This window comes from Pilosibacter fragilis (assembly GCF_032490495.1).
GTDB classification, from domain to species: Bacteria; Bacillota; Clostridia; order Lachnospirales; family Lachnospiraceae; genus Pilosibacter; species Pilosibacter fragilis.
Genome location: NZ_JAVYJB010000014.1, coordinates 29,637 through 52,130, shown reverse-complemented (window position 1 = coordinate 52,130; position 22,494 = coordinate 29,637). Strand labels below are relative to the sequence as shown.

Annotated in this window: 18 protein-coding genes; 4 read left to right on the top strand and 14 right to left on the bottom strand. The window is 49.5% G+C overall.

Annotated features, from left to right (window positions below):
• Positions 1 to 25 precede the first annotated feature (25 nt).
• The 4 genes from clpP to ABCW45_RS12870 form a co-directional block, all read right to left on the bottom strand.
• Positions 26 to 607 carry an ATP-dependent Clp endopeptidase proteolytic subunit ClpP gene (gene clpP / locus ABCW45_RS12885; RefSeq protein WP_015554830.1) on the bottom strand — a complete coding sequence of 194 codons (582 nt, stop codon included), beginning with the start codon at positions 605 to 607 and terminating at the stop codon, positions 26 to 28.
• Between the two features lie 410 nt (positions 608 to 1,017).
• Positions 1,018 to 2,307 carry a trigger factor gene (tig, locus tag ABCW45_RS12880; RefSeq protein ID WP_343220983.1) on the bottom strand — a complete coding sequence of 430 codons (1,290 nt, stop codon included), beginning with the start codon at positions 2,305 to 2,307 and terminating at the stop codon, positions 1,018 to 1,020.
• A gap of 395 nt (positions 2,308 to 2,702) precedes the next feature.
• The gene (locus ABCW45_RS12875; protein ID WP_117513183.1) at positions 2,703 to 3,251 is read right to left on the bottom strand and encodes a DJ-1 family glyoxalase III; all 549 of its coding nucleotides are present in this window, start codon (positions 3,249 to 3,251) and stop codon (positions 2,703 to 2,705) included.
• Between the two features lie 52 nt (positions 3,252 to 3,303).
• On the bottom strand, positions 3,304 to 4,680 hold the full coding sequence (locus ABCW45_RS12870) for a DUF975 family protein (RefSeq protein ID WP_343220982.1): 1,377 nt from the start codon (positions 4,678 to 4,680) through the stop codon (positions 3,304 to 3,306).
• A gap of 329 nt (positions 4,681 to 5,009) precedes the next feature.
• On the opposite strand from ABCW45_RS12870, the gene ABCW45_RS12865 reads away from it, so the two are divergent.
• The gene (locus tag ABCW45_RS12865) at positions 5,010 to 5,462 is read left to right on the top strand and encodes a CYTH domain-containing protein (RefSeq protein WP_343220981.1); all 453 of its coding nucleotides are present in this window, start codon (positions 5,010 to 5,012) and stop codon (positions 5,460 to 5,462) included.
• Positions 5,463 to 5,593: 131 nt separating this feature from the next.
• On the opposite strand, the gene groL is transcribed toward ABCW45_RS12865, so the two are convergent.
• Positions 5,594 to 7,219: a chaperonin GroEL gene (gene groL, locus ABCW45_RS12860; RefSeq protein WP_015554835.1), complete on the bottom strand. Its 1,626-nt coding sequence runs from the start codon at positions 7,217 to 7,219 to the stop codon at positions 5,594 to 5,596.
• A gap of 118 nt (positions 7,220 to 7,337) precedes the next feature.
• Positions 7,338 to 7,622, bottom strand: coding sequence for a co-chaperone GroES (locus tag ABCW45_RS12855; RefSeq protein ID WP_015554836.1), 285 nt, complete (start codon positions 7,620 to 7,622; stop codon positions 7,338 to 7,340).
• A gap of 414 nt (positions 7,623 to 8,036) precedes the next feature.
• Between ABCW45_RS12855 and ABCW45_RS12850 the strand changes: the two genes are divergently transcribed.
• Both ABCW45_RS12850 and ABCW45_RS12845 read left to right on the top strand, forming a co-directional pair.
• The gene (locus ABCW45_RS12850) at positions 8,037 to 8,429 is read left to right on the top strand and encodes a hypothetical protein (RefSeq protein WP_015554837.1); all 393 of its coding nucleotides are present in this window, start codon (positions 8,037 to 8,039) and stop codon (positions 8,427 to 8,429) included.
• The gene (locus ABCW45_RS12845) at positions 8,426 to 9,193 is read left to right on the top strand and encodes an IclR family transcriptional regulator (RefSeq protein WP_015554838.1); all 768 of its coding nucleotides are present in this window, start codon (positions 8,426 to 8,428) and stop codon (positions 9,191 to 9,193) included. Before ABCW45_RS12850 ends, ABCW45_RS12845 begins: the two co-directional genes overlap by 4 nt.
• Before the next feature lie 208 nt (positions 9,194 to 9,401).
• Here the strand turns inward: ABCW45_RS12845 and pdxR are convergent, their stop codons facing one another.
• Positions 9,402 to 10,802, bottom strand: a complete 1,401-nt coding sequence (gene pdxR / locus ABCW45_RS12840) for a MocR-like pyridoxine biosynthesis transcription factor PdxR (RefSeq protein ID WP_343220980.1) — start codon at positions 10,800 to 10,802, stop codon at positions 9,402 to 9,404.
• Between the two features lie 48 nt (positions 10,803 to 10,850).
• Positions 10,851 to 12,539, bottom strand: coding sequence for a glutamine--tRNA ligase/YqeY domain fusion protein (locus ABCW45_RS12835; protein ID WP_021906026.1), 1,689 nt, complete (start codon positions 12,537 to 12,539; stop codon positions 10,851 to 10,853).
• A 342-nt stretch (positions 12,540 to 12,881) separates the two neighbouring features.
• Between ABCW45_RS12835 and ABCW45_RS12830 the strand changes: the two genes are divergently transcribed.
• Positions 12,882 to 13,904, top strand: coding sequence for a sugar kinase (locus tag ABCW45_RS12830; RefSeq protein WP_343220979.1), 1,023 nt, complete (start codon positions 12,882 to 12,884; stop codon positions 13,902 to 13,904).
• 215 nt (positions 13,905 to 14,119) lie between these two features.
• On the opposite strand, the gene ABCW45_RS12825 is transcribed toward ABCW45_RS12830, so the two are convergent.
• The 6 genes from ABCW45_RS12825 to ABCW45_RS12800 all read right to left on the bottom strand — a co-directional run bounded on the left by ABCW45_RS12825 (position 14,120) and on the right by ABCW45_RS12800 (position 22,482).
• Positions 14,120 to 15,982 carry a cadherin-like beta sandwich domain-containing protein gene (locus tag ABCW45_RS12825; protein ID WP_343220978.1) on the bottom strand — a complete coding sequence of 621 codons (1,863 nt, stop codon included), beginning with the start codon at positions 15,980 to 15,982 and terminating at the stop codon, positions 14,120 to 14,122.
• A gap of 124 nt (positions 15,983 to 16,106) precedes the next feature.
• Positions 16,107 to 18,308 (bottom strand): SH3 domain-containing protein, encoded by a 2,202-nt coding sequence (locus ABCW45_RS12820; RefSeq protein ID WP_343220977.1) that lies wholly within the window; start codon positions 18,306 to 18,308, stop codon positions 16,107 to 16,109.
• Positions 18,309 to 18,597: 289 nt separating this feature from the next.
• Entirely contained in the window at positions 18,598 to 20,010 is a 1,413-nt protein-coding gene (locus tag ABCW45_RS12815; protein WP_343220976.1) for an oxaloacetate decarboxylase subunit alpha, read from the bottom strand.
• 67 nt (positions 20,011 to 20,077) lie between these two features.
• Positions 20,078 to 21,226: a sodium ion-translocating decarboxylase subunit beta gene (locus ABCW45_RS12810; protein WP_117469841.1), complete on the bottom strand. Its 1,149-nt coding sequence runs from the start codon at positions 21,224 to 21,226 to the stop codon at positions 20,078 to 20,080.
• 38 nt (positions 21,227 to 21,264) lie between these two features.
• On the bottom strand, positions 21,265 to 21,666 hold the full coding sequence (locus tag ABCW45_RS12805; RefSeq protein WP_117469842.1) for a biotin/lipoyl-containing protein: 402 nt from the start codon (positions 21,664 to 21,666) through the stop codon (positions 21,265 to 21,267).
• 21 nt (positions 21,667 to 21,687) lie between these two features.
• The gene (locus ABCW45_RS12800) at positions 21,688 to 22,482 is read right to left on the bottom strand and encodes an OadG family transporter subunit (RefSeq protein ID WP_117469843.1); all 795 of its coding nucleotides are present in this window, start codon (positions 22,480 to 22,482) and stop codon (positions 21,688 to 21,690) included.
• Positions 22,483 to 22,494 lie beyond the last annotated feature (12 nt).

Here is a 22,494-nt window from a genome sequence, read left to right as displayed (position 1 = left end):
TTTTCCGCCTTCGCGCCGTCCGGTCCTAGTGGCCGGAGATCACGCGGTCGATCAGACCGTATGCGGCAGCTTCCTCGGCTGTCATGTAGTTGTCTCTCTCTGTGTCGCGGGCAATCACGTCGAGTGGCTGTCCGGTGTTTGCAGCCAGGATCTTGTTGAGCTTCTCTTTTGTCTTTAAGATCTGCTCTGCAACGATCTTGATCTCTGTCGCCTGTCCCTGGGCTCCACCGGACGGCTGATGGATCATAACCTCAGCATTCGGAAGTGCGAAGCGTTTGCCCTTCGCGCCGCTGGAGAGAAGGAACGCGCCCATACTTGCAGCCATACCGATACAGGTGGTGCACACGTCACATTTAATGTAATTCATCGTATCATAGATCGCCATACCGGCCGTTACAGAACCACCCGGGCTGTTGATGTAAAGGTTGATGTCCTTATTCGGATCCTCGGACTCCAGGAAAAGAAGCTGTGCAACAACAAGGCTTGCTGTCACATCGTTTACTTCCTCTCCTAGGAAAATGATACGGTCTTTTAATAATCTGGAATAGATATCGTAGGAACGCTCTCCTCTGCTTGTAGATTCAAGCACGTAAGGTACTAAGCTCATATTTTTTCCTCCATCTTTTCTTTTATATCTGTTACCAAAGTATTCCTTTTTATGCATTTTCTGGGTTACTGTACACGGGTAGGAATTTTCTGAACTGAAAATTCCGTACAATACAGTGGCGGTAGTGGATTTTGCCGATTCGGAATGCGAAGCATCGGCAAAATCAGTTACTGTTTGCGCAAGGCGTGAACAGTAACTTTTCCGGTGAATCTGTCGCCTGTGTCTGGGACCGGCCCGGCAGAAATCCACCTTTTTCCACATATTTTGGAACTATCCCTGTATAACCGATTAGGGATTGCCGCAGAAAAACTCTCCGCAGCAACCCCCTCTGTATGTGGTTTCTGTTCCTCTGTCGGACCATTCCCCACCATGTTTTCCGTGCAGATTAGTCATAAAGTATGTTGCTTTACTTAGTCAACGAACTTAGCCTCAGCTACAAGGAAGTCGATTGCTTTCTGAACTGCAAGATCTTCCTTTAACTGTGCCATCTGCTCTTCGCCGAACATACCCTTGATCTGTTCTTTATCCATCTTGAAGTCCTCAGCCATCTTGTCGAACTGCTCTTCAACCGCTGCGTCGTCAGCCTGGATGTTCTCAGCCTTTACAACTGCCTCAAGAACGAGTCTTGTCTGGATTCTCTTGATCGCCTGCGGCTTCATCTGCTCGCCGATCTTCTCAGCTGTCATGCCTGTGATCTCAACGTACTGCTTGAAGGAAATTCCCTGGCTCTCAAGTCTGCGCGCATAGTCGTTCACCATGCCGTTTACCTGCTCCTCAACCATCTGATCCGGAATCTCCATTGTTGCGTTCTCAATCACCTTAGCAACGACCTTGTCCTCGTCTGCTGTCTTAGCTGCTTCAATCTTCTCAGCCTGTAACTTCTCTGTAAGGTCTTTCTTGTACTCTTCCATTGTATCGAAATCAGATACCTCGCTTGCGAAATCATCGTTAGCTTCCGGAAGCTCTTTTCTCTGGATCTCTTTTACTTTTACTTTGAATACAGCCGGTTTGTTCTTTAACTCTTCTACATGGTACTCAGCCGGGAATGTTACGTTTACTTCGCACTCTTCGCCAGTTGTCTTACCGATTAACTGCTCCTCGAAGTTATCGATAAATGTGTGGGAACCGATCGTAAGCGGATAATCCTCAGCCTTTCCGCCCTCAAATCTCTTTCCGTCTACGGAACCGTCGAAATCGATCGTTACCTGATCTCCATCCTCGATACCTCTGTCCTCAACAGTGATGAGGCGGGAGTTTTTCTCTCTTGCGCGCTTGATCTCTGTCTCGATATCTTCCTCTGTAACCTCAGATTTTGTCTTCTGGACTTCTACGCCCTTGTACTCGCCAAGAGTAACTTCCGGCTTAACAGCTACAACTGCTGTGTAAACGAAAGCTTTGCCTTCCTCGATCTCCTCAATGGAAATAGACGGACGGGAGACGATATCAAGACCGCTCTCTTTTGCAGCGTCCGGATAGCTTGCGTCGATCACTTCATCAACAGCATCCTCGTAGAATACGCCAACACCGTACATTTTCTTGATCATGTTGAACGGAGCTTTTCCTTTTCTGAAGCCCGGGATATTGAATTTACCCTTATTCTTATTATAGGAGTGCTGTACAGCCTCCTCAAACTTTTCTGCCGGCACTTCGATTGTAAGTTTTGCCGTATTCTTCTCTAAATTCTCCACCTGTACGCTCATTTTATGAGTTCCTCCTTAAATATATCGATAGCGGGGAATAGAAATTTCCCGCCCGTATAATCTCGTAACTGCCGCTTTTTGGCGTTACACGTTTTCCGGCATTATGACCGCCGCTCAGCGAAAAATCCGCCCGCAGGCATCACTTCTCCGTCACGCGCACATAGCACCGCTTGGAATTATAACATAAGACGTTTGAAAAGACCAGACCTAAATTGTAAAAATTCCAGAAAAACACAGGGGTTTTACGGTTTTCCTTAATTTTTTCCAGGCGCAGACTGCCGTATCTGCTGTTCCTGACATTCTTTCAGCGGCCTGCCGCGCCAAAAAGGAATGCCCTGGTGCACCGGGCATTCCAAAACTTTCTGATGAATACCTGTATTTACACAAACATACGGCTATTTTATGTATTGGATCGCTGCCTTGATCCTTTCAGCCTCTTCTTCGCTGACCAGGAGTTTGATAAGCTCTAAACCAAGGTCGATTGCCCAGCCCATACCGCGCCCGGTGCTGATCAGGCGGTCTGTGATGATGCCGTCACCTCTGCAGTCCGCGCCCTCCATCTTCGTCTCAAAGCCCGGATAGCATGTGGCGCGGTGGCCTTTCACGAGGCCAAGCTCCCCTAAGATACTCGGTGCCGCGCAGATCGCAGCCAGGCGTTTTCCTGCTGCCGCATGGGCTTTTAACATCTCTGCAAGTCCCTCATGCGCCTTCAGATTGTTCGTTCCGGCAAGTCCGCCCGGAAGGAACAATACGTCAGCATCGTCCGTGATTTCCTCGAACAGGCTGTCCGCCTCGATCTTAAATCCATGGGAACCTGTCACCATCTTTCTTCCCATGATGGATACAAGCTTCACATCCACCTTTGCTCTTCTCAAGCAATCACACACAGCCAGGCACTCTACCTCTTCCATGCCGTCTGCCACAAACGCGTATACTTTTGCCATTTAAAACTTCTCACCTTTCTTTGCCAATCTGCCTCCGGAAGTTTTCCAGAGGTTACTGCTCGCTTTTCTCATCATCCGTATACGAATAAAATTTTCCATTCAGATAATATCCGCGTCCCGGTCCACCTTCCGATTTTTTCACATCCGTTCCGCGGTCATTTGCAGCGGCCTGCCCTGAAACAGACGGATTGATGGTCTGCTCCGGTCCGTTGTACTTATATGTCTCCTTCGGCACATCACTCCAGCTGTCCGGAGCGCTGTTCTGGTTCTGTCCATAAGAATACCCGTTTCCGTTATTCTGTCCGTAACCTCCATTCATATTTCCGTTTCCATACGCGCCGTATCCGCCATTCGGATCTCCATTTCCATAGGAACCATAACCACTGTAATTTCCTCTTTCACCGACATCTCTCACACTATCCGGCTCCACGTACTGACCGCCGTAGCGGGCGTTATTCTGTACAAACGGTTCCCCGCCGAATCCATTCAGACGCCCGGAATACGGTCCGCGGAGAACTGCGTAGAGTTCCGCGAAGGTCGCGTCAACATACGGCTGAACAAAAAAGGTACCGATACCGCAGAGCAACGTTCCGAGAAGCTGCCATCCTATGAAGGAAAGGCCGAGAACGAACGCGTTCCACTTCTGTCCGTCCATCATCTCTTTTGAGAGTCTTAAAGCCTCTCTCGCCTTCATATCCGGATTTTCGGCAAGAATATACGGCACCATCAGATAACAGTACTGGAAGTAGATGGAAAAACAGGTTCCCACCACGGCGCCACATGCCATCAGAACAGCGCTTCCCATCCAGTCAATCAGGAACCTGTTAAATGCAAGTGTCAGTAATCCCGGTGCCATGCACAGGAACACGATGCCCTCTGTGATCAAAGAGCGAAGGAACTGGGTCCCCAAAAGCTTTAAATATCCGTTGGAAAATCCCCAGAAGAGTTTTCCAATGCCCGCCGACTGTCCCGTCACGCGGCTCTCCATATAAAATCTGTTTCGTCCGATCTCAAACAATGGCTGTACAAAAATTCCGATCACGACGGAAATGATCACAATAACGACCACAGCCCCCGCAAAAAGCCGGTAAAACAGGTTGCTCGCAACCATAGATCCGGCATTTCCGGCTCCCGGTCCGTAGGCATCACCAAGTCCCGGGACAAGCTCGATCCCGCTGGCAAGACCACTCCCAGTATTTCCGCTAAGGCTTCCATCTCCTCCCAGCTCGCCAAGGATGAGACTGCTCTGATCAGTCTGACCGTTTCCTGATTCATTCTGCTCCAGATAACTTGTAATCCTCTGGGTATTCGCGTTCGATCCGCCAAATCCACTGAGGATCGCAAAGATCAGGCTCACAAGAAACGCCGCCCAGTAATAACGGCTCAGACACATTTTCGCTCTGTTTTTTAATTCTGCCCTTGTCCACATACGATGTTCCTCCTTCTGTTTTTATCATCAAAGTATGAGCAGTTTCCAGATATTTTTCTTTCCCTGCTGCTGTTCGAGGATTTTTCATTCACAAACAGCAACTTTTCTTACAATGATTGTACCATATTTGTGAATAAAAGACCTTACTTTTTCCTTGCAATATGGTATGATTTATTACAATATGTCACTGTTCCCGCCTTGCACCGGCAGCAGCCGTTTTTGCCGATGCTTCGCATTCCAAATCGGCAAAATCCACTATCACCTCTGTATTGTGCGGAATTTTCCGTTCAGAAAATCCCCCATATACAGGATCCAGAAAGGAAATAATTATGGAAATCGAACGCAAATTTCTTGTCACGTCCCCTCCTGAAAACTACGAGCTTTTCCCATGTCATGAGATCGAACAGGCCTACCTCTGCACAGAGCCGGTAGTCCGGGTACGTAAGGAGGACGATACCTGTTACCTCACCTACAAATCCAAAGGACTTCTCGCCAGAGAGGAATATAATCTCCCGCTGACAAAAGAAGCCTACGCCCATCTTCTCACAAAAGCAGATGGAAATATCCTCACAAAAAAGCGCTACCTGATCCCGGTCCCGGGCCGTGAGGATCTCACTGTGGAATTCGACGTCTTCGAGGGGAAATTCGCCGGTCTCATGCTTGCGGAGATCGAGTTTTCCAGCGAGGAGGATGCCAGAGCATTCCCGCCTCTCTCCTGGTTCAACCGGGATGTAACCTGGTCTGGGGAATACCAGAACAGCAGGCTCTCAAAAATGCCCTGAATTGTTCGTACCTTTTTATGTGACAGGGAATCCCCATAAATTTCCTGTTACATGAAAAAGGCCACCGACGGCTCACAGAACCGCCGATGGCTTTATTAATTTTCCTGAAATTTTGCAGTTTCGGAGATGGATTACATCATTCCGCCCATTCCGCCTGCACCTGCCGGCATTGCCGGAGTCTCTTCTTTGATGTTTGCAACAACAGACTCTGTTGTAAGAAGTGTGGAAGCAACGCTTGTTGCGTTCTGTAATGCACTTCTTGTAACCTTAGCCGGATCAAGGATACCAGCTTTGATCATATCAACGAAAATCTCATTGTAAGCATCGAAGCCCTGGCCAACCGGGAGCTCTTTAACTTTGTTAACGATCACAGCGCCCTCAAGGCCTGCGTTGGATACGATATGGAATAACGGAGCTTCAAGAGCCTTTAAGATAATCTTTCCGCCTGTCTTCTCGTCGCCTTCCATCTCATTTACAACAGCTGCAACCTTCTCTGCTGCGTGAACATAAGCAGATCCGCCGCCTGCGATGATACCTTCCTCAACAGCTGCCTTCGTAGCTGCAAGAGCATCTTCCATACGGAGTTTTGCTTCCTTCATCTCTGTTTCAGTAGCAGCACCTACGCGGATCACTGCAACACCGCCAGCGAGTTTTGCAAGTCTCTCCTGAAGTTTCTCTCTGTCGAAGTCGGACTTTGTCTCTTCGATCTGACCCTTGATCTGGGCAACTCTGTCAGCGATCTCTTTCTTGTCGCCGAGACCGTCAACGATGATGGTGTTCTCTTTCTGAACCTTAACGGATTTTGCACGGCCAAGCTGCTCCATTGTAGCATCCTTGAGGTCAAGACCAAGTTCATCGGAGATCACGGTACCGCCTGTTAAGATCGCGATATCCTTTAACATCTCTTTTCTTCTATCGCCGTAGCCCGGTGCCTTAACACCTACAACGCTGAATGTACCTCTTAACTTGTTGACGATAAGAGTTGTGAGAGCCTCACCCTCGATATCCTCAGCGATGATAAGAAGCTTTGCGCCTGTCTTTACGATCTGCTCAAGGAGCGGAAGGATATCGTTGATGTTAGCGATCTTCTTGTCTGTGATCAGGATATACGGATCGTCAAGAGTTGCCTCCATCTTCTCCATATCTGTGCACATATATGCGGAAATGTATCCACGGTCGAACTGCATACCTTCTACAAGGTCAAGCTCTGTCTTCATTGTCTTGGACTCTTCGATGGTGATAACGCCGTCGTTTGTAACCTTCTCCATCGCGTCTGCAACCATCTCACCGACCTCATCGCTTGCTGCAGAGATTGCTGCAACTCTTGCGATCTGGTCTTTACTGCTGATCGGCTCGCTCATCTCTGCGATTGCCTTGACAGCCTCGTCTGTGGCTTTCTTCATACCCTTTCTTAATACGATCGGGTTAGCGCCTGCAGCCAGGTTCTTCATACCTTCGTTTACCATTGCCTGTGCAAGAACGGTAGCTGTTGTTGTACCATCACCGGCAACGTCGTTTGTCTTTGTGGCAACCTCTTTTAAGAGCTGTGCGCCCATGTTCTCAAACGGGTCTTCTAACTCGATCTCTTTCGCGATGGTAACACCATCGTTTGTGATCAGCGGAGCGCCGAAGGATTTATCGAGAACAACGTTTCTTCCTTTCGGTCCGATCGTTACGCGGACAGTATCAGCAAGTTTATTTACACCAGCTTCAAGAGCTTTTCTGGCTTCAACGCCATATTTAATTTCCTTAGCCATGTTAAAATTCCTCCAATCAAGATTTCCTGTAACCATTTTCCGGTTACTTCGTTCTGAATTCTGAATTTCGGACCGCCCTGAGCGCTTCGCACACGCGGTCCCGGATATAATTCTCCGATTATTCGATCACTGCAAGGATATCATTCTGCTTAACGATGATATAATCCTCTTCCTCTACCTTTACTTCTGTTCCGGAGTACTTGGAGTAGATTACCTTATCGCCCGGTTTTACCTGCATCTTGATCTCTTTGCCGTCAACAACTCCGCCAGGACCAACAGCGATCACTTCTGCCTGCTGCGGTTTTTCCTTTGCCTGACCCGGAAGAACGATACCGGATTTTGTGGTCTCTTCTGCAACTAACTGTTTTAAAACAACTCTGTCAAATAATGGTACTAATTTCATTACTGACTCCTCCTTGTCATTTTACAAGCTCTTGCGACTATCCTGTGATTTCAGTCACAATTCTTTTTCATTTTTATCTTCTTCAGTCTGACTCAGGTCTTTTCCCTGACCCCTCGTCACAAGTCATGTTATAGCACATGTTGTTAGCACTGTCAAGTCACGAGTGCTAATTATTTTATGAAAAATTTGTGAACCTCTCTGCGGGTCTGCATGCCGCTGTGCTGTCTAGTTCCCGTTTTCTGGTGAAATCCGGCAATTTACTTGAATAATTTATACATTTTTTTAACTTTTTTCATAATTATGTCTTTCATTTTCCCTGGAATTCGATTATGATTATAAATAGCAGACTGGCGGCTGCAGGCGGAATCCTCAGATTTTCGGAACCGCGTAATGCAGCGGAAAGGAGAATAAACCATGTCAAAAAAGAAATCAGGCCTTCTTATCGCATTTGGCGCGATGCTCGGCGGCGCAGTTGCGGCCGGTATCTCCTACTATCTGAAATTAAAATCCTTCAACGATGAGCTGGACCAGGATTTTCATGAATACGAGGAAGAGGAGACCCCTTCTGAGGAAACAGAAGAAAAGACGGAACCTGCTCCAGAGAGAACTTATATTACGATCAATTCCGGAAAAGACACAAACGCTGCGGATGATTCCGTAAAAAAAGAAGAGACTAAAGATTCCGAAGAGACGGCATGTCCGGAACCCACAGACGAAAAAGACTCTGTAAAAGAGGAAAACGTACCGGAAGAAAAAACATCCTCCGTTGTAGTTGAGGACGATACGGAGGAAGGAAAAACCGAATGATACAAAGTCTTCTCCGCTCCATGGAGCTATTGGAAGTCCTGAAAGAAAAAAACCGCAATTTCTCAATCGCGGAACTAGCAGAGGCGATGGATCTGCCCCCGAGCACGGTTCACCGGATTCTGCAGACGTTCTGTGAGAAGAAATATGTAATCCGCGACGACAGATCCCACACCTACCGTCTTGGCCCGGCGCTGATTCCTCTGGGAAAAGCCGCTGCAAGAGGGATCCGTCTCCAGGATGCCGCCCACGGTATCCTGGCACAGCTGGCAAAACAGACAAAAGAAGACGCATACCTCGTAATTCCAGTGGGAAATAAGGGACTTGTGATTGAAAAGGTAGATGGTCCGAGCCACTTAAAAGTTGTTGAAGAGTTCGGCTATGAGATGTATATGCACTGCGGCGCGATCCGTAAGGTCCTCCTCGCATGGCAGACACCGGCCTTCATCGACGAATACTTCAAAAACATTATTCTCCACGATCAGGCTTTCCCTCATGTCCGCCCGGATGACCTGCGCGAGGAATTAAAAAAGATCCGCCAGGATGGCTACGCCATCACTCACGGAGAGTATGTCACCGACGCCCTTGGAATCGGGGCACCGGTCTTCAACTCCGACGGTGAACTCGCCGGTTCCATTGGAATCATCGCCCCGGAGATCCGGGTCGATACTCCGGAGTTTCTTGACACCCAGAAAGATCTCGTACAGTTCTACGCATCATCCCTCTCCGCCGATCTCGGATATGAGAAGCATGATGTGTTCCAGTAAACGGAATCAATCCTTGGGATACGCATTTTCGGATGCGTATCCCGTTTTTTTGCGCTTTGTTCCCATGCACGCCTGGTCACAAGCATATGCCCTGTCCCAATCTCTCCCCCAGTGCAGCTGTCTGTAAAACCTAATCTTGACTTAAGTCCGAAAAAAGCTGGCGCGCGTCTTTGCATACCAGCTTTCTTCTATCCAATCCGCTTATTCTTTACTCAAGAGCTTTCCGTAAAAGGTCTACTCCTTTTCGGATTTCCTCCTCCGTGAGTCCTGCATATCCGAGAACGATCGTACTCATCTCCTTCGCCTGCGCTCTCTCCATATAGAACCCGGAAAGTCCGTAGACGCGGACCTTTTTTTCTGCTGCTTTTTCTAAAAGCTGCTGTTCCGGCTCCTTCTTCCTGTCTTTTAAGAGCACATGAAGTCCCGCGAATTCTCCTGTGATCTCAAACCGCTTTTCCAGCGGCTTTAATTCCCCTAAAAGCACGTCATGTTTTCCCTTATAGATCTCGCGCATCCTGTTCAGATGGCGCTCAAAATATCCGCCGGAAATAAATTTCGCCAGGATCCTCTGGTCGACCCTGGACACGGTGGAGGAATAAAATCTTCCTTTCGCCAGGTATACCGACAGCAGCGCCTCCGGCAGCACCATATATCCCACACGGATTGCCGGAGCAATGGCCTTCGAGAATGTTCCCATGTAAATGACACATCCGTTCTGGTCCATCCCCTGAAGTGCCGGGATCGGTTTTCCCTTGTAACGGAATTCACTGTCATAGTCATCCTCGATCAGGTATCTTCCGGGCTGCTCTCCCGCCCAGAAAAGGAGCTCCTGTCTTCTTCTCACCGGCATTACGGTTCCTGTCGGGAACTGGTGGGACGGCATCACATAGGCTGCCTGTACATCCTGCCCCTCAAGTTCCTTCACGCAGAATCCATTCTTATCGATCCCCACCGGCAGTACCTTATGTCCCACACCGGATAGCACCCGGTATGCCTGGCGGTAGGTGGGATTCTCCATGGCGATCACCGCGTCCCTTCCGATGATCTGGGAAAGCAACATCAGAAGATATTCGTTTCCCGCGCCAATGATGATCTGGGAAACATCGCAGTTTACGCCGCGGGCTGCATGGAGATACTCCCGGATCGCCTCCCTGAGGATCAGATCTCCCTGGGGCTCTCCCTTCAAAAACAGCTCCCGGTCCTCTTCTTTTAAAACCGAGCGGCTGATCTTTCTCCAGGTCGCATAGGGAAATCCTTCCAGATCGATGCCTCTGGGAGAAAAATCGACTTCAAATTTTTCACGAAAAAGCTGCCCCCGGACACTTTCCTTTTCCATGCCCAAAGACAGCTCTTTTTTCTGATCCGGCCGGGCAGCAACAGACTGCGCCACCGGCGGAAAGATTCCGTCCAGTGACGCCGCAAAATAGCCTTTTCTCGGAACCGCCTCAAGGTAGCCCTCGGACACCAGCTGCTCGTAGGCGAGCTGCGTTGTGCTCCGGCTGACCTTCAGGCTCTTCGCAAGCTCCCTGGATGAAGGGAGCTGCTTCTCCGGCCTGATATTGCCCTTTCGGATCTCATCTTTGATATACTGATAGATCTGTTCGTACAAGGGTCTCCCCCCCTGTACGTTTAACGGTACGATCAATTCCATAAATCTTTATTTCGGAAGCTTGAAGGAGCTCTTTAAGGAAACGATACGGTTATATACCGGCTGTCCTTCCTTGCTGTCCTTGCAGTCTACGCAGTAGTAACCGTTTCTCATGAACTGGAAGCTGTCATATGCCTTTGCTTCCATGAGTTTTGGCTCTACATAGGCAGTTGTGATTGTCTTGGAGTTCGGATTTAAGTTCAGGGTTCCGTCAGCGTTCAGCTTGCCCTTCTCCTCATCGACGATATTCTCGTAGAGACGGCACTCTACCTTTCCGGCTGTCGGAGCGGATACCCAGTGGATCGTTCCTTTTACCTTTCTGCCGGTAAAGCCGGAACCACTCTTTGTCTCCGGATCGTATGTGCAGTGGATCTCTGTCACATTTCCGTTCTCGTCCTTCTCAAAGCCTGTGCATGTCACGAAATATGCGCCCATGAGACGTACTTCGTTGCCCGGGAAAAGGCGGAAATACTTCTTCGGCGGATTCTCCATGAAGTCCTCACGCTCGATATAGAGTTCTCTGGAGAACGGAACCTCACGCTCGCCCATCTCCGGATTCTCAAGGTTATTCGGGATGCTCAGCATCTCTGTCTGTCCTTCCGGATAGTTGTCAATGATCAGCTTTACCGGATCAAGGACAGCCATCATTCTCGGACGTTTTAACTTCAGATCCTCACGGATACAGTACTCCAGCATCGCGTAGTCTACGGAGCTGTTTGCCTTGGAAACGCCCACGAGTTCTACGAACATTCTCAGAGCTTCCGGTGTGTATCCTCTTCTTCTGAGGGCTGCGATCGTTACAAGACGCGGGTCATCCCAGCCGTCTACGATTCCATCCTCAACGAGCTTCTTAATATAACGCTTACCCGTTACCACGTTTGTCAGGTACATCTTCGCAAACTCGATCTGGCGCGGCGGGTTCTCGAACTCGCACTCTCTTACGACCCAGTCGTAGAGCGGTCTGTGATCCTCGAACTCAAGAGTACAGATAGAGTGTGTGATGTGCTCAACCGCGTCCTCGATCGGATGAGCGAAGTCGTACATCGGATAGATGCACCACTTGTCACCGGTATTGTGGTGTGTCATGTGAGCGACACGGTAGATGACCGGATCACGCATGTTGATATTCGGCGATGCCATATCGATCTTTGCGCGGAGAACCTTCTCTCCGTCCTTATACATGCCGTTCTTCATGTTCTCAAATAACTGGAGGTTTTCCTCGACAGAACGGTCACGGTACGGGCTGTTCTTACCAGGTGTTGTGAAGTCACCACGGTATTCCTTGATCTGATCAGCAGAGAGATCACAGACGAAAGCTTTTCCCTTTTTAATTAACTTTACAGCGCACTCGTACATCGTATCGAAGTAGTCGGAAGCAAAGAACAGTCTGTCCTCAAAGTCAGCTCCGAGCCACTTTACATCCTCCGTGATGGAGTGCACGAACTCCGTCTTCTCCTTCGTCGGGTTCGTATCATCAAAACGAAGATTGAACTTTCCGCCGTACTCTTTTGCGAGACCGGAGTTCAAGATGATCGATTTTGCATGTCCGATATGAAGGTAGCCGTTTGGCTCCGGTGGAAACCGGGTCTGGACATGGTCATATACTCCTTCCGCAAGATCTTTATCGATTTCCTGCTCGATAAAGTTTTTGGAAACTACTTCTTTTGTTTCCTCAGCCGGTGTCATATTCTCAGCCATATCAATTCCTCCATTTCGTTTTTTCAATAACATGCCCGTACATCTTTCTTCTATTATTTTAACTCCTGCCATTTTCCAGCAGGACCAGATATCGAACTGTTATATATAATATTTAATACTATCACACTTTTCCGAAGAATTAAAGGGGAAATTTCACATGTTTTTCTCATGTTTCCATCAAATTGATTCCTGCATCTGCATTCCGGTCGGTTCTTTCAGTTTTCTTGAAAATTATAGGCAAAAAACACTGAAAATCCTTTGACGAATTCCGTTTCTGGGATTATACTGTGAATATAGTATGCTAAAAATTTCACAAAACATATAGAACCCGGAGGAAATGATATGGATAAGAATTCTTTCGATCTGATCACATTTGGCGAGATTATGCTGCGTCTCTCCCCGCCGCGCCATGCCCGCATCGTCGATGGCGATATTTTTGAAAAACGTGCCGGCGGAGCAGAACTCAACGTTGCTTCCGGCGTTGCCCTTTTGGGACTTCGTACCGGTATCGTTTCCAAGCTTCCGCAGAATGAGCTCGGAACTTTTATCAAGAACAGGATCCGTTTTGTCGGAGTATCCGATGACTATCTGGTCTACGATGATACGCCGGACGCAAGACTCGGTCTCTACTACTACGAGATGGGCGCCGCTCCGAGAAAGCCTACGATCGTGTATGACCGCCACCAGGCTTCCGTCACAAGGATCAAGATGAGCGAGATCCCGGAGGACATCTACCACTCCGCGAGAATGTTCCACACAAGCGGAATCTCCCTGGCTCTCTGCCAGAACATGCAGAATGTCGCTGTGGAGCTGATCCGAAGGTTCAAATCTGCCGGAGCTACGATCTCCTTCGACGTAAACTACCGTGCGAACTTATGGGGTGAAGAGGAAGCGAGAAAAACCATCGAGGAGATCCTTCCGTTAGTCGATGTCCTCTTCGTATCTGAGGAGACAAGCCGCCGCATGTTCAAGAAGACCGGTGACCTGAAGGATATCATGAAGAGCTATGCCACTGATTACGGCGTAAAGATCGTTGCCACCACCCAGCGCACGGTCATCAGCCCAAGAAAACACAACTTCACCTCCATCGTCTACGATGCCCGATCCGATAAATTTTACACGGAAACGCCGTACAACGATATCGATGTGATCGACCGCATCGGTTCCGGTGATGCCTATGTCGCCGGTGTTCTCTTCGGTCTCTTAAAATATGGAGATCCGGAAAAGGCCATGCAGTTCGGAAACGCCACATCCAGCGTCAAGAACACCGTTCCGGGCGACCTCCCGTCCTCTGACTTCAAGGAAATCGACCGGATCATCCATGAGCATCATTCCACAGGACCTGTCAGTGAGATGAACCGGTAATTACAAATTTGCTCCGTATGAGAGAAAAGGTCTGAGTTTCAGCAGAAATCAGACCTTTTTCTTTTTCATCCAAATTTTTCTTTTTAAATCGATCTGATATACCGTTCTGATGCCGCCGAAAAATTGTTGCCAATAGTTTGTTTCGAGTACGCGACAACCGAAAAATGCCGTGAGAAGATTGCTTTTACCTCTCACGGCATTTTTATTATACTCTTTTACAGATCCAGATCGATAAACTCGAAGTCATCGTCATCCTCGTTCCTCTTCTCAGCCGGTGCCGCTTTCGGCGCTGCCTTCGCGGCCTCCTTCGCAAGGTTCTTTGACAGATCTTTTTCCATATCCGCCACATTCTTTCTCACCGGTCTCTCCGGAGTGTCTGTTCTCTCTGGAACATTCTCTGTCCTCACAGCTTCCCGTCTCTTCGCTGCCGGCCGGCGTGTCTCGGCTGCCTCCGGTCTTCTTCGCGGGATCTGGATTTCTTCCTCTTCCTCATCGAAAAGCTCTTCCCCGCGGGCAGCCGGTCTGGACGCAGCTCTTCTCTCCGGCGCTTTCTCGGACTTTCCGGTCTTCTGCGCCTTTTTCGGCTCGGACTTTCTGTTTTTCCGTCCGCCCTCGTAGTCACCGTAATCGTCATCATATCCGCCGCGGCCCGGATTCTTCGGTGCCTTCGGCTTTCTGAGTAAGAGAACGATAATGATGATCACTAAGAGAATACTGAGTGCAAAAAGCCCGATCACGAACATTCCGCGGATCTCGTAATCCTTAAGCAGACTGTTGTAATCCTCAGCAACCTTTAAGTACTTGCTGCGGGCATCTGCTGCGTCCGGATCCTGGAAGTAACGCTGGAGCGTCATCTCCTTCTGATCGTAGCGGTAGAAGCCTTCCTCACCGTTCTCGTTACGTCCGTAAACGACACAATACTCCGGTGCGGAATCTCCGCTGTCTTTCCAGATCCAGCCGTGGACTGTGTGATCTCCGATATCGATGGTGCACTCGGCAAAACCGTCCGGGAGTGCTGTTCCCTCCGGGATGCACTCAGGCGGAAGCACTACGACTGTCTTCTCTGCCATCTTCACGACTACATAAGCAGATAAAGTGCCTGTCTCGCTGTTGTATACAAAGAAGTCCCCGTTGCCGGAATCATCTGTCATATAAAGTAAGGTCATTCCAGAATCATCTGTAGCTGCCTTTACGCTTCTGCCCTCATACTCGATCTCCGTCGCTGTAAATCCTGACGGAAGCTCAGAATCATCAAAGGTATCCGCAACAGTCCAGCTGCCGTCCTCACCGATGACTCCTGCGTTCGTCTCTGCGGAATCCGCGTCTGTCTCACCGGCGGAAGCTGCCGCGTCGTCAGACTTTGTGACAACGATGGTGTAGGTCTTTGTTGTCTCCCCATCCTCCGCTGTTACGGTACAGGTGATGGTGTTCTCTCCGTCCTGGAGATCATCATTTCCGCTGACAGTCACCTTTGCGCCGCCGTCCTTTGCCGGTGCGCTGACCGTGATGGATGTCACATCGCTTGGAACCGCAGCGGTATACTCGGTCGTATCCGCGGAGAACGCCGGTTTTAAAGTACCCGGTGAGATCGTGAGGGACGCTAAGGACGCGTCCCTGGAAGAAGTATCCGCCGCGTTGATCTTTACGGAAGAGCTTCCAATATGGTTGAGAGTCACTGCCTTGGAGTCGGCATCGTAAACTTCCTGGGATTTCACCGTGATAGAGGAAGTTCCAGCCTTCAAGGCATTAAATTTTAATGTAAAGCTGAACGTCTTCTGGTCCGCAGCCTCCGCAGAGCCGATGACACGGACAGATCCTGCTCCGCCATTGGAGTTCGTACCGCTGACAAATTCAAGGGCATCCGCATCATACTGAAGCATCACATCGGAAGAACCGAGCGCTGCGTCCGCGACGATCTTCATCGTGACGGATATCTGGTCTCCCACCGAAACGGTCGGGTCGGAAAACGAAAGTTTTCCGCTGGCCGCAAATGAAACCACCACGCCAGCCGGCAACAGCATGACCATCAGTGCGAACGCCAACAGCCCCGCCGCCAGTTTTTTCATGTATTTGTTCATATTTCTTTATCTCCTATTCCAGCTTTTTCCAGGCTGATCATTGTCTTGTTTCCATAATTTCCGCCTGTACTTCCAAGCATAGTCTTTCCTGAAATGGATCTTTTTATGACCCGATATTCCCATATCAGTTGCCGGTCACAAGCTTTCCGCTGCCGGTCGCGCCCTCCGGATAAGAGCCGCTCGTTCCTGTCGATGACGTCACGAGCTTTCCAGATCCGGAGGCGCCTTCCGGATAAGAACTCTGTGATCCGGAATTTGTGCTTCCAGGGCCAGTGGTGCCGAAACTGCTCCCGCTATTGGATATTCCGGTCGATCCGCCAGGGCCTACCGTAGATCCGGTCGTCGTAAAGCCCGAGGACGAAGAACCTGTGGAACTTCCCGTCGACGGGGAAACTACGGTGGTGCTGCCGTTTCCGTTTCCTTTCGCAATGGAAACCTGGTATGTGCGGACATCACCGTTCTCCGCCTTCACCTGAATCTTCACGATCGTCGTTCCGCTTCCGAGACTGATCGATCCTGCTCCACTGACTGCTGCCTTGGAGTCGATAGCCGTAGCACGGATATTTACAGAGGAAACTGAAGAGTCTACAATGAGATCATACTTCTCCGTATCTTTATTGAAGGTTGGTGTCAGGGAATATCCGTCGATGGTGATCCCTGACAGCTTGTTGTTCGGGCTTCCCGTCACGGTCGGCTTCGCGCAGGCAGTTTCCGGCATGTTGTTGAATACCGGGATCTTGAACACGAGCGCCTGTTTCTTCATCTCATCCGTATAGGCCCTCGCGAGCTTCGCGCCCTCCCCGGCCGCTCCTTCCACGTTTGTCATATACTGATGCTTGTAGGGGCTGCTGCCCTGCACATTAAATTTCTTTAAATAGAAGGTATCCTGTCCATTTTTCAGGAAATTCTCACTGTAGTAGGTCGCGCCGCCGATGATGGACTTTTCGATAGAATTCCACGGTCTTCCGTAGCTTCCCGACTGGGACGCGTACCAAAGACCTCTCGTGACGGCTGACATGGAGCCGGAAGCGAAAGCGCCGATATTAAAGAAATTATAGTAGCCTTCATAGCCGGAGGTCTTTCCTGAAATACTTCCGGATTTACCTATCCCCTGCTCCTGAAGGATCATAGCGCCAAGGACATACGGGTTGACGCCAGTCTGGGCCGCCGCCTTCATAATAATATCCACATAAGTCTGTCCCGTCGGTACCGGTGAAGTGTTTGACGCGCCGGTATTGTCATCGGTGATGGCAGACGCGTCCATTCCCGGACCATACTCTACCTCCGGGAGTGCCGTTGTATACATCTTTCTCTGGCTGATCGCGGAGCTCACCGTAGAACCCGGCCCCTCAAGGCTCACACCCTGATTTTCGCTGCCAGAGCTTATGTTGCCGCTTCCATAAGGACTTCCGCCGGACGTTCCAGAACTCATTCCCGGTCCGTAGTTTTCCCCCTGCTGCAGGGAGCCGGAAACTTCAGTATTCGTTTTACTGTTTATGACTGCCGCTGTACCGGACCCCGAAGTCTCCTGGATACTCTGGGCTGCCGTCGTCTCCTCCGGCGTCTTTTCCAGGAATGTTCCCGTGATCAGGCTCGTAAGTCCCGCTCTCGTCTGGGTATTGCTGTCGAAGGCGTGATGCAGAAACTGGAATACATAGGTATCGTTTAGGAAATTTCTCGGATCCATATAGTAGGCGACAATGTCCTTGGATGCCGCCACCCAGGAAGAACCGTCGAATCCGGTCCAGGTGCTTGTATTCCAGTCGTAAGCGCCGTAGTCTGTGGATTTCCAGGATGAAATGCTCGCCTTCGATACCAGATTCGTTCCGACTGCTCCTTCCGCCTCCATCACATCGCTCCAGTTAAGCCCCGTCTTCTGGGCCTGGAAGACCCAGGTCGGATGTTCCGTGTGAAGGGTCCGCAGAGACGTCTTGTAGCTTTCCGGGAATCCCTGGCTGTTTAAATAGCTCTCAAAGTTCGCGTCATAGCTGTAGGATACCGGGAATTTGATATAGTCTGAACGGACATAGCCTCCCTGTGTCCCTGAACTGGAGGAAAACTGGATCTTATACCAGATCTTCCCGTCGGATCCCGTTGTCTCGGAAACCACTGTCACAGCAGCTCCGTAGGCAAGTTTTTTTACGATAGATCCCGTCGTCCCCGGTGTACTCCGCACATTCAGAGTCGTGGCATTTACTGTCGCCGAGCCTGTCGCCGCGTATACGGAAGACAGCCCGGATATCATCGTTCCGGTGTGAGCCGCACAATCTCCCAAAAGGACCGCCCCCAGCATCAGCGCCAGAAATCTTTTTTGTCTCTTTGTCATGTTTTTCTTCTCTCCCACTGCCGGTTTCGTGAAATTTTGCATAAAATCGACATCATATCCATTATAATGATAAAGGCACTTTTCTGTCAACCGCGCAGGAGAAACTTCACACAAATTCCAAATATTGCCGCATTTTCTTAATAAAAACTTAAAAAAGAAACTATAACCTGCAGAAGCTTCCACCGCCAGTTTCTTTCGAATGCATGACAGCACAAAAGCCCGGCATCTCCTCATGGAAACGCCGGGCCTCATGTTTTTTCGTCAATTACACTTCAGATTTACTGCAAAATTATACCGGGTAAGCTTTATTTGCTTTGTCTGCAGTCTTCTGGTCAACCTTCGTCTGCTGGGCTTCACGGTACTCGAAGAAGTCTTTTGCTACAGCCGGGAACAGAGCATAGGATAATACATCCTCATCCTGCTGCTTCCACTGTGCGCATTCCTTCTCGAATTTCGGTAACTGCGGCTCGATCAGATCTGCTGGACGACAGGTGATCGGAGTCGCATCGCCGATGATCTTCTTCTGGACTTCTTTGTTGAACGGTTTCACCGTCTTACCAAATTCACCCATCATGATCTTCTTGGACTCCTTCGGAACCATCTTATATCTCTCGCCGGCAAGAACGTTCATGACAGCCTGTGTGCCAACGATCTGGGAGGACGGAGTTACAAGCGGCGGCTCACCGAAGTCTTTTCTTACTCTCGGGATCTCCTCAAGCACTGCGCGGTACTTGTCTTCCTGACCAGCTTCCTTTAACTGGGAAACAAGGTTGGAAAGCATTCCGCCCGGTACCTGATACTGGAGCGTCTTGATGTTTACACCGAGAACCTTCGGGTTCAGAAGGCCGCTCTTTAAAGCTTCCTCACGGATCGGTGTGAAGTAATCGGTGATCTCTGCAAGCAGATTCTGGTCATAGCCAGTATCATACTTGGTGCCGCGGAATGTCTCAACCATAACTTCAGTTGCCGGCTGGGATGTACCGAGAGCCAGCGGAGACATTGCGCAGTCAATGATATCGCAGCCTGCTTCCACAGCCTTTAAATATGTCATGGAAGCAACACCGGAGGTATAGTGTGTATGCAGGTCGATCGGCAGCTTTGTGCCCTGTTTCAATGCCGTAACAAGCTCGGAAGCCGCGTACGGAGTTAAAAGACCTGCCATATCCTTGATGCAGAGGGAATCAGCGCCCATGCTCTCGATCTCGGAAGCGATATTCTTCCAGTAATCAAGTGTATACGCATCGCCTAATGTATAGCAAAGGGCGATCTGGGCATGTCCGCCTTCCTTTTTTGTTGCCTTAACGGCAGTCTCAAGGTTTCTGATATCATTCAGGCAGTCAAAAATACGGATAATATCAATACCATTTGCGATGGATTTCTGCACAAAGTACTCAACCACATCATCTGCATAGTGATTGTATCCAAGGATATTCTGACCACGGAACAGCATCTGAAGCTTCGTGTTCTTGAATCCAGCTCTCAGTTTTCTGAGTCTCTCCCACGGATCTTCCTTCAGGAAACGCAGGCAGGCATCAAAAGTAGCGCCGCCCCAGCATTCTACTGCGTAGTAGCCAACTTTATCCATTTTGTCAACGATCGGAAGCATCTGATCAGTCGTCATTCTTGTTGCAAGGAGAGACTGATGCGCATCACGAAGAACGGTCTCAACGATCTTAACCGGCTTTTTCTGAACTTCTGCCATTTTATTATCCTCCTACCGGGAGATCTGCCCGGGCAGACCTCCCCTATATTAAAAGTTTCGGTTTCAATTAAACTCCGAAGATAGCCATGAAGGTACCGGCAGCAACTGCTGTACCGATAACACCGGCTACGTTCGGTCCCATTGCGTGCATAAGAAGGAAGTTTGTCGGATCTGCCTCAGAACCAACCTTCTGGGATACACGGGCTGCCATCGGAACTGCGGATACTCCGGCAGAACCGATTAACGGATTAACCTTACCACCAGTTACCTTGCACATGAGCTTACCAAAGATAACGCCGGCTGCTGTACCGAACGCGAACGCGATAAGTCCAAGGATAACGATCTTGATAGTTGTAACTTTTAAGAATCTCTCAGCACTTGTTGTAGCGCCAACGGAAAGACCGAGAACGATTACAACGATGTACATAAGAGCGTTGGAAGCTGTCTCCTGTAACTGTTTAACAACGCCGGACTCACGGAAGAGGTTACCAACCATAAGCATACCAACGAGCGGAGCTGTTGTCGGAAGGATCATACAAACTACGATCGTAACGATAACCGGGAAGAGGATCTTCTCAAGTTTGGATACCGGACGAAGCTGTTCCATCTTGATCTTTCTCTCTTCTTCCGTTGTTAAGAGTTTCATGATCGGCGGCTGAATGATCGGAACGAGAGCCATGTAGGAGTAAGCTGCTACGGCGATCGGTCCCATGAACTCAGTCTGTCCAAGCGTACCTGCAAGAAAGATGGATGTTGGGCCATCAGCACCACCGATGATGGAGATCGCTGCGGCTGCCTTGTCATTGAAGCCCATGAAAATAGCCATAAAGTAAGCGGCGTAGATACCGAACTGTGCGGCAGCGCCTAAAAGGAAGCTCTTCGGGTTAGCGATCAGCGGACCGAAGTCTGTCATCGCGCCTACACCCATGAAGATCAGGGACGGAAGAATACTCCACTCATCCAGTAAATAGAAGTAGTGAAGAAGTCCTCCAACTCCGTTAGAAGAATCTTCAATGCTCAGCATAATATCCGGGTAGATATTTACAAGCAGCATACCAAAGGAAATCGGTACAAGAAGAAGCGGCTCAAATCCTTTTCCGATCGCAAGGTAAAGGAAGATACACGCAACTAAGATCATGATCAGGTTTCCTACGCTTAAATTCAGGAATGCTGTCTGCTGAAGAAGATTCAAAAGTGTATTTTGAATGTATTCCATGTTAATCCCTCCATGTGGAATCTGCAGTCAGCAGAAAATTAGTTTAATGTAGCGAGTGTAGCACCCGGCTCTACGGAATCACCAACAGCAACATTGATTGTTGCAACAGTGCCGTCCTGCGGCGCAACGATCTCGTTCTCCATCTTCATAGCTTCAAGGATCAGGAGAACCTGGCCTCTCTTAACAGCCTGACCTGCAGATGCCTTAACGCCAAGGATCTTACCCGGCATCGGAGCTGTAACTGCTACTGCGCCTGCTGCGCCAGCCGGAGCTGCCGGAGCTGCAGCCGGTGCCGGTGCTGCCTTCGGAGCTGCTGCCGGTGCCGGTGCTGCCTTCGGTGCCGGTGCTGCTGCCTTCGGTGTGGAAGCTGCGCCTGTGAAGCCCTCTTCTACTGTTACTTCATATACATTACCGTTTACTGTGATTGTATAATTTTTCATTGTGATTTCCTCCTGATAATATTAATTCCAGTTTCTGTTAGAAACACGTTTGATGGAGCGGACTACAAGTCCGTTGTCAACAGTCTCTTTTCCCTCGTAAGCTGCAATCGCTGCTGTAATCACGGAAACGAGCTCTGTGTCGTCGGTGAGGTTCTCCTCCTCAGCCGGTGCTGCTGCCGGTGCCGGAGCCGGAGCTGCCGGTGCTGCCTGCGGTGCTGCCGCCGGTGCCGGTGCTGCTGCAGCCTTCTTTGCCTTCATCTTTGCCTCAAATACGTTGATGTATTTGAACATGCTGATCAGCCAGCTGATGAAGATCAGGACTGCGAATACAACGCCCATACCCATTAAGGTATTCATTCCGGCTTTCGCCATCTTCTCGCCTGTTGTGTAAACCGGAGAGAAGGAAATTGTCTCAACCTTGTTGAGGTCCTCGTCTGCGATCAGAGTGAATTCCATCGCTCTCTTCTCGTAAACAGTGTTCATTCTTGCGACATAGCCGTCATCACTTTTTGTAACGACTGCTGTCTCGCTGGAAACGAACGCGCCAAGGTCATCCTTAATGGAATCCCAGGATTTTAACGCATTCTCCATAACAGTATCTTTGTTCTTTACGCTTGTTGCAAGGGCCTGTTCGATGGAAGCGTCATCCATCTGGTTGAACAGATCCAGGTACTGCTGGGAGCCGGACTGCATCGCCATTTCGATCTGCGGATCGATCGTTTCAGCGGTGTCAACGGCTGCAGAGCATCCTGCAAGCGCGAAGAGGCAAACTGCCATGCAGAGTGCAAGCCAGATTCTTCTAATTCTCTGTTTCATATTTCAGCCACC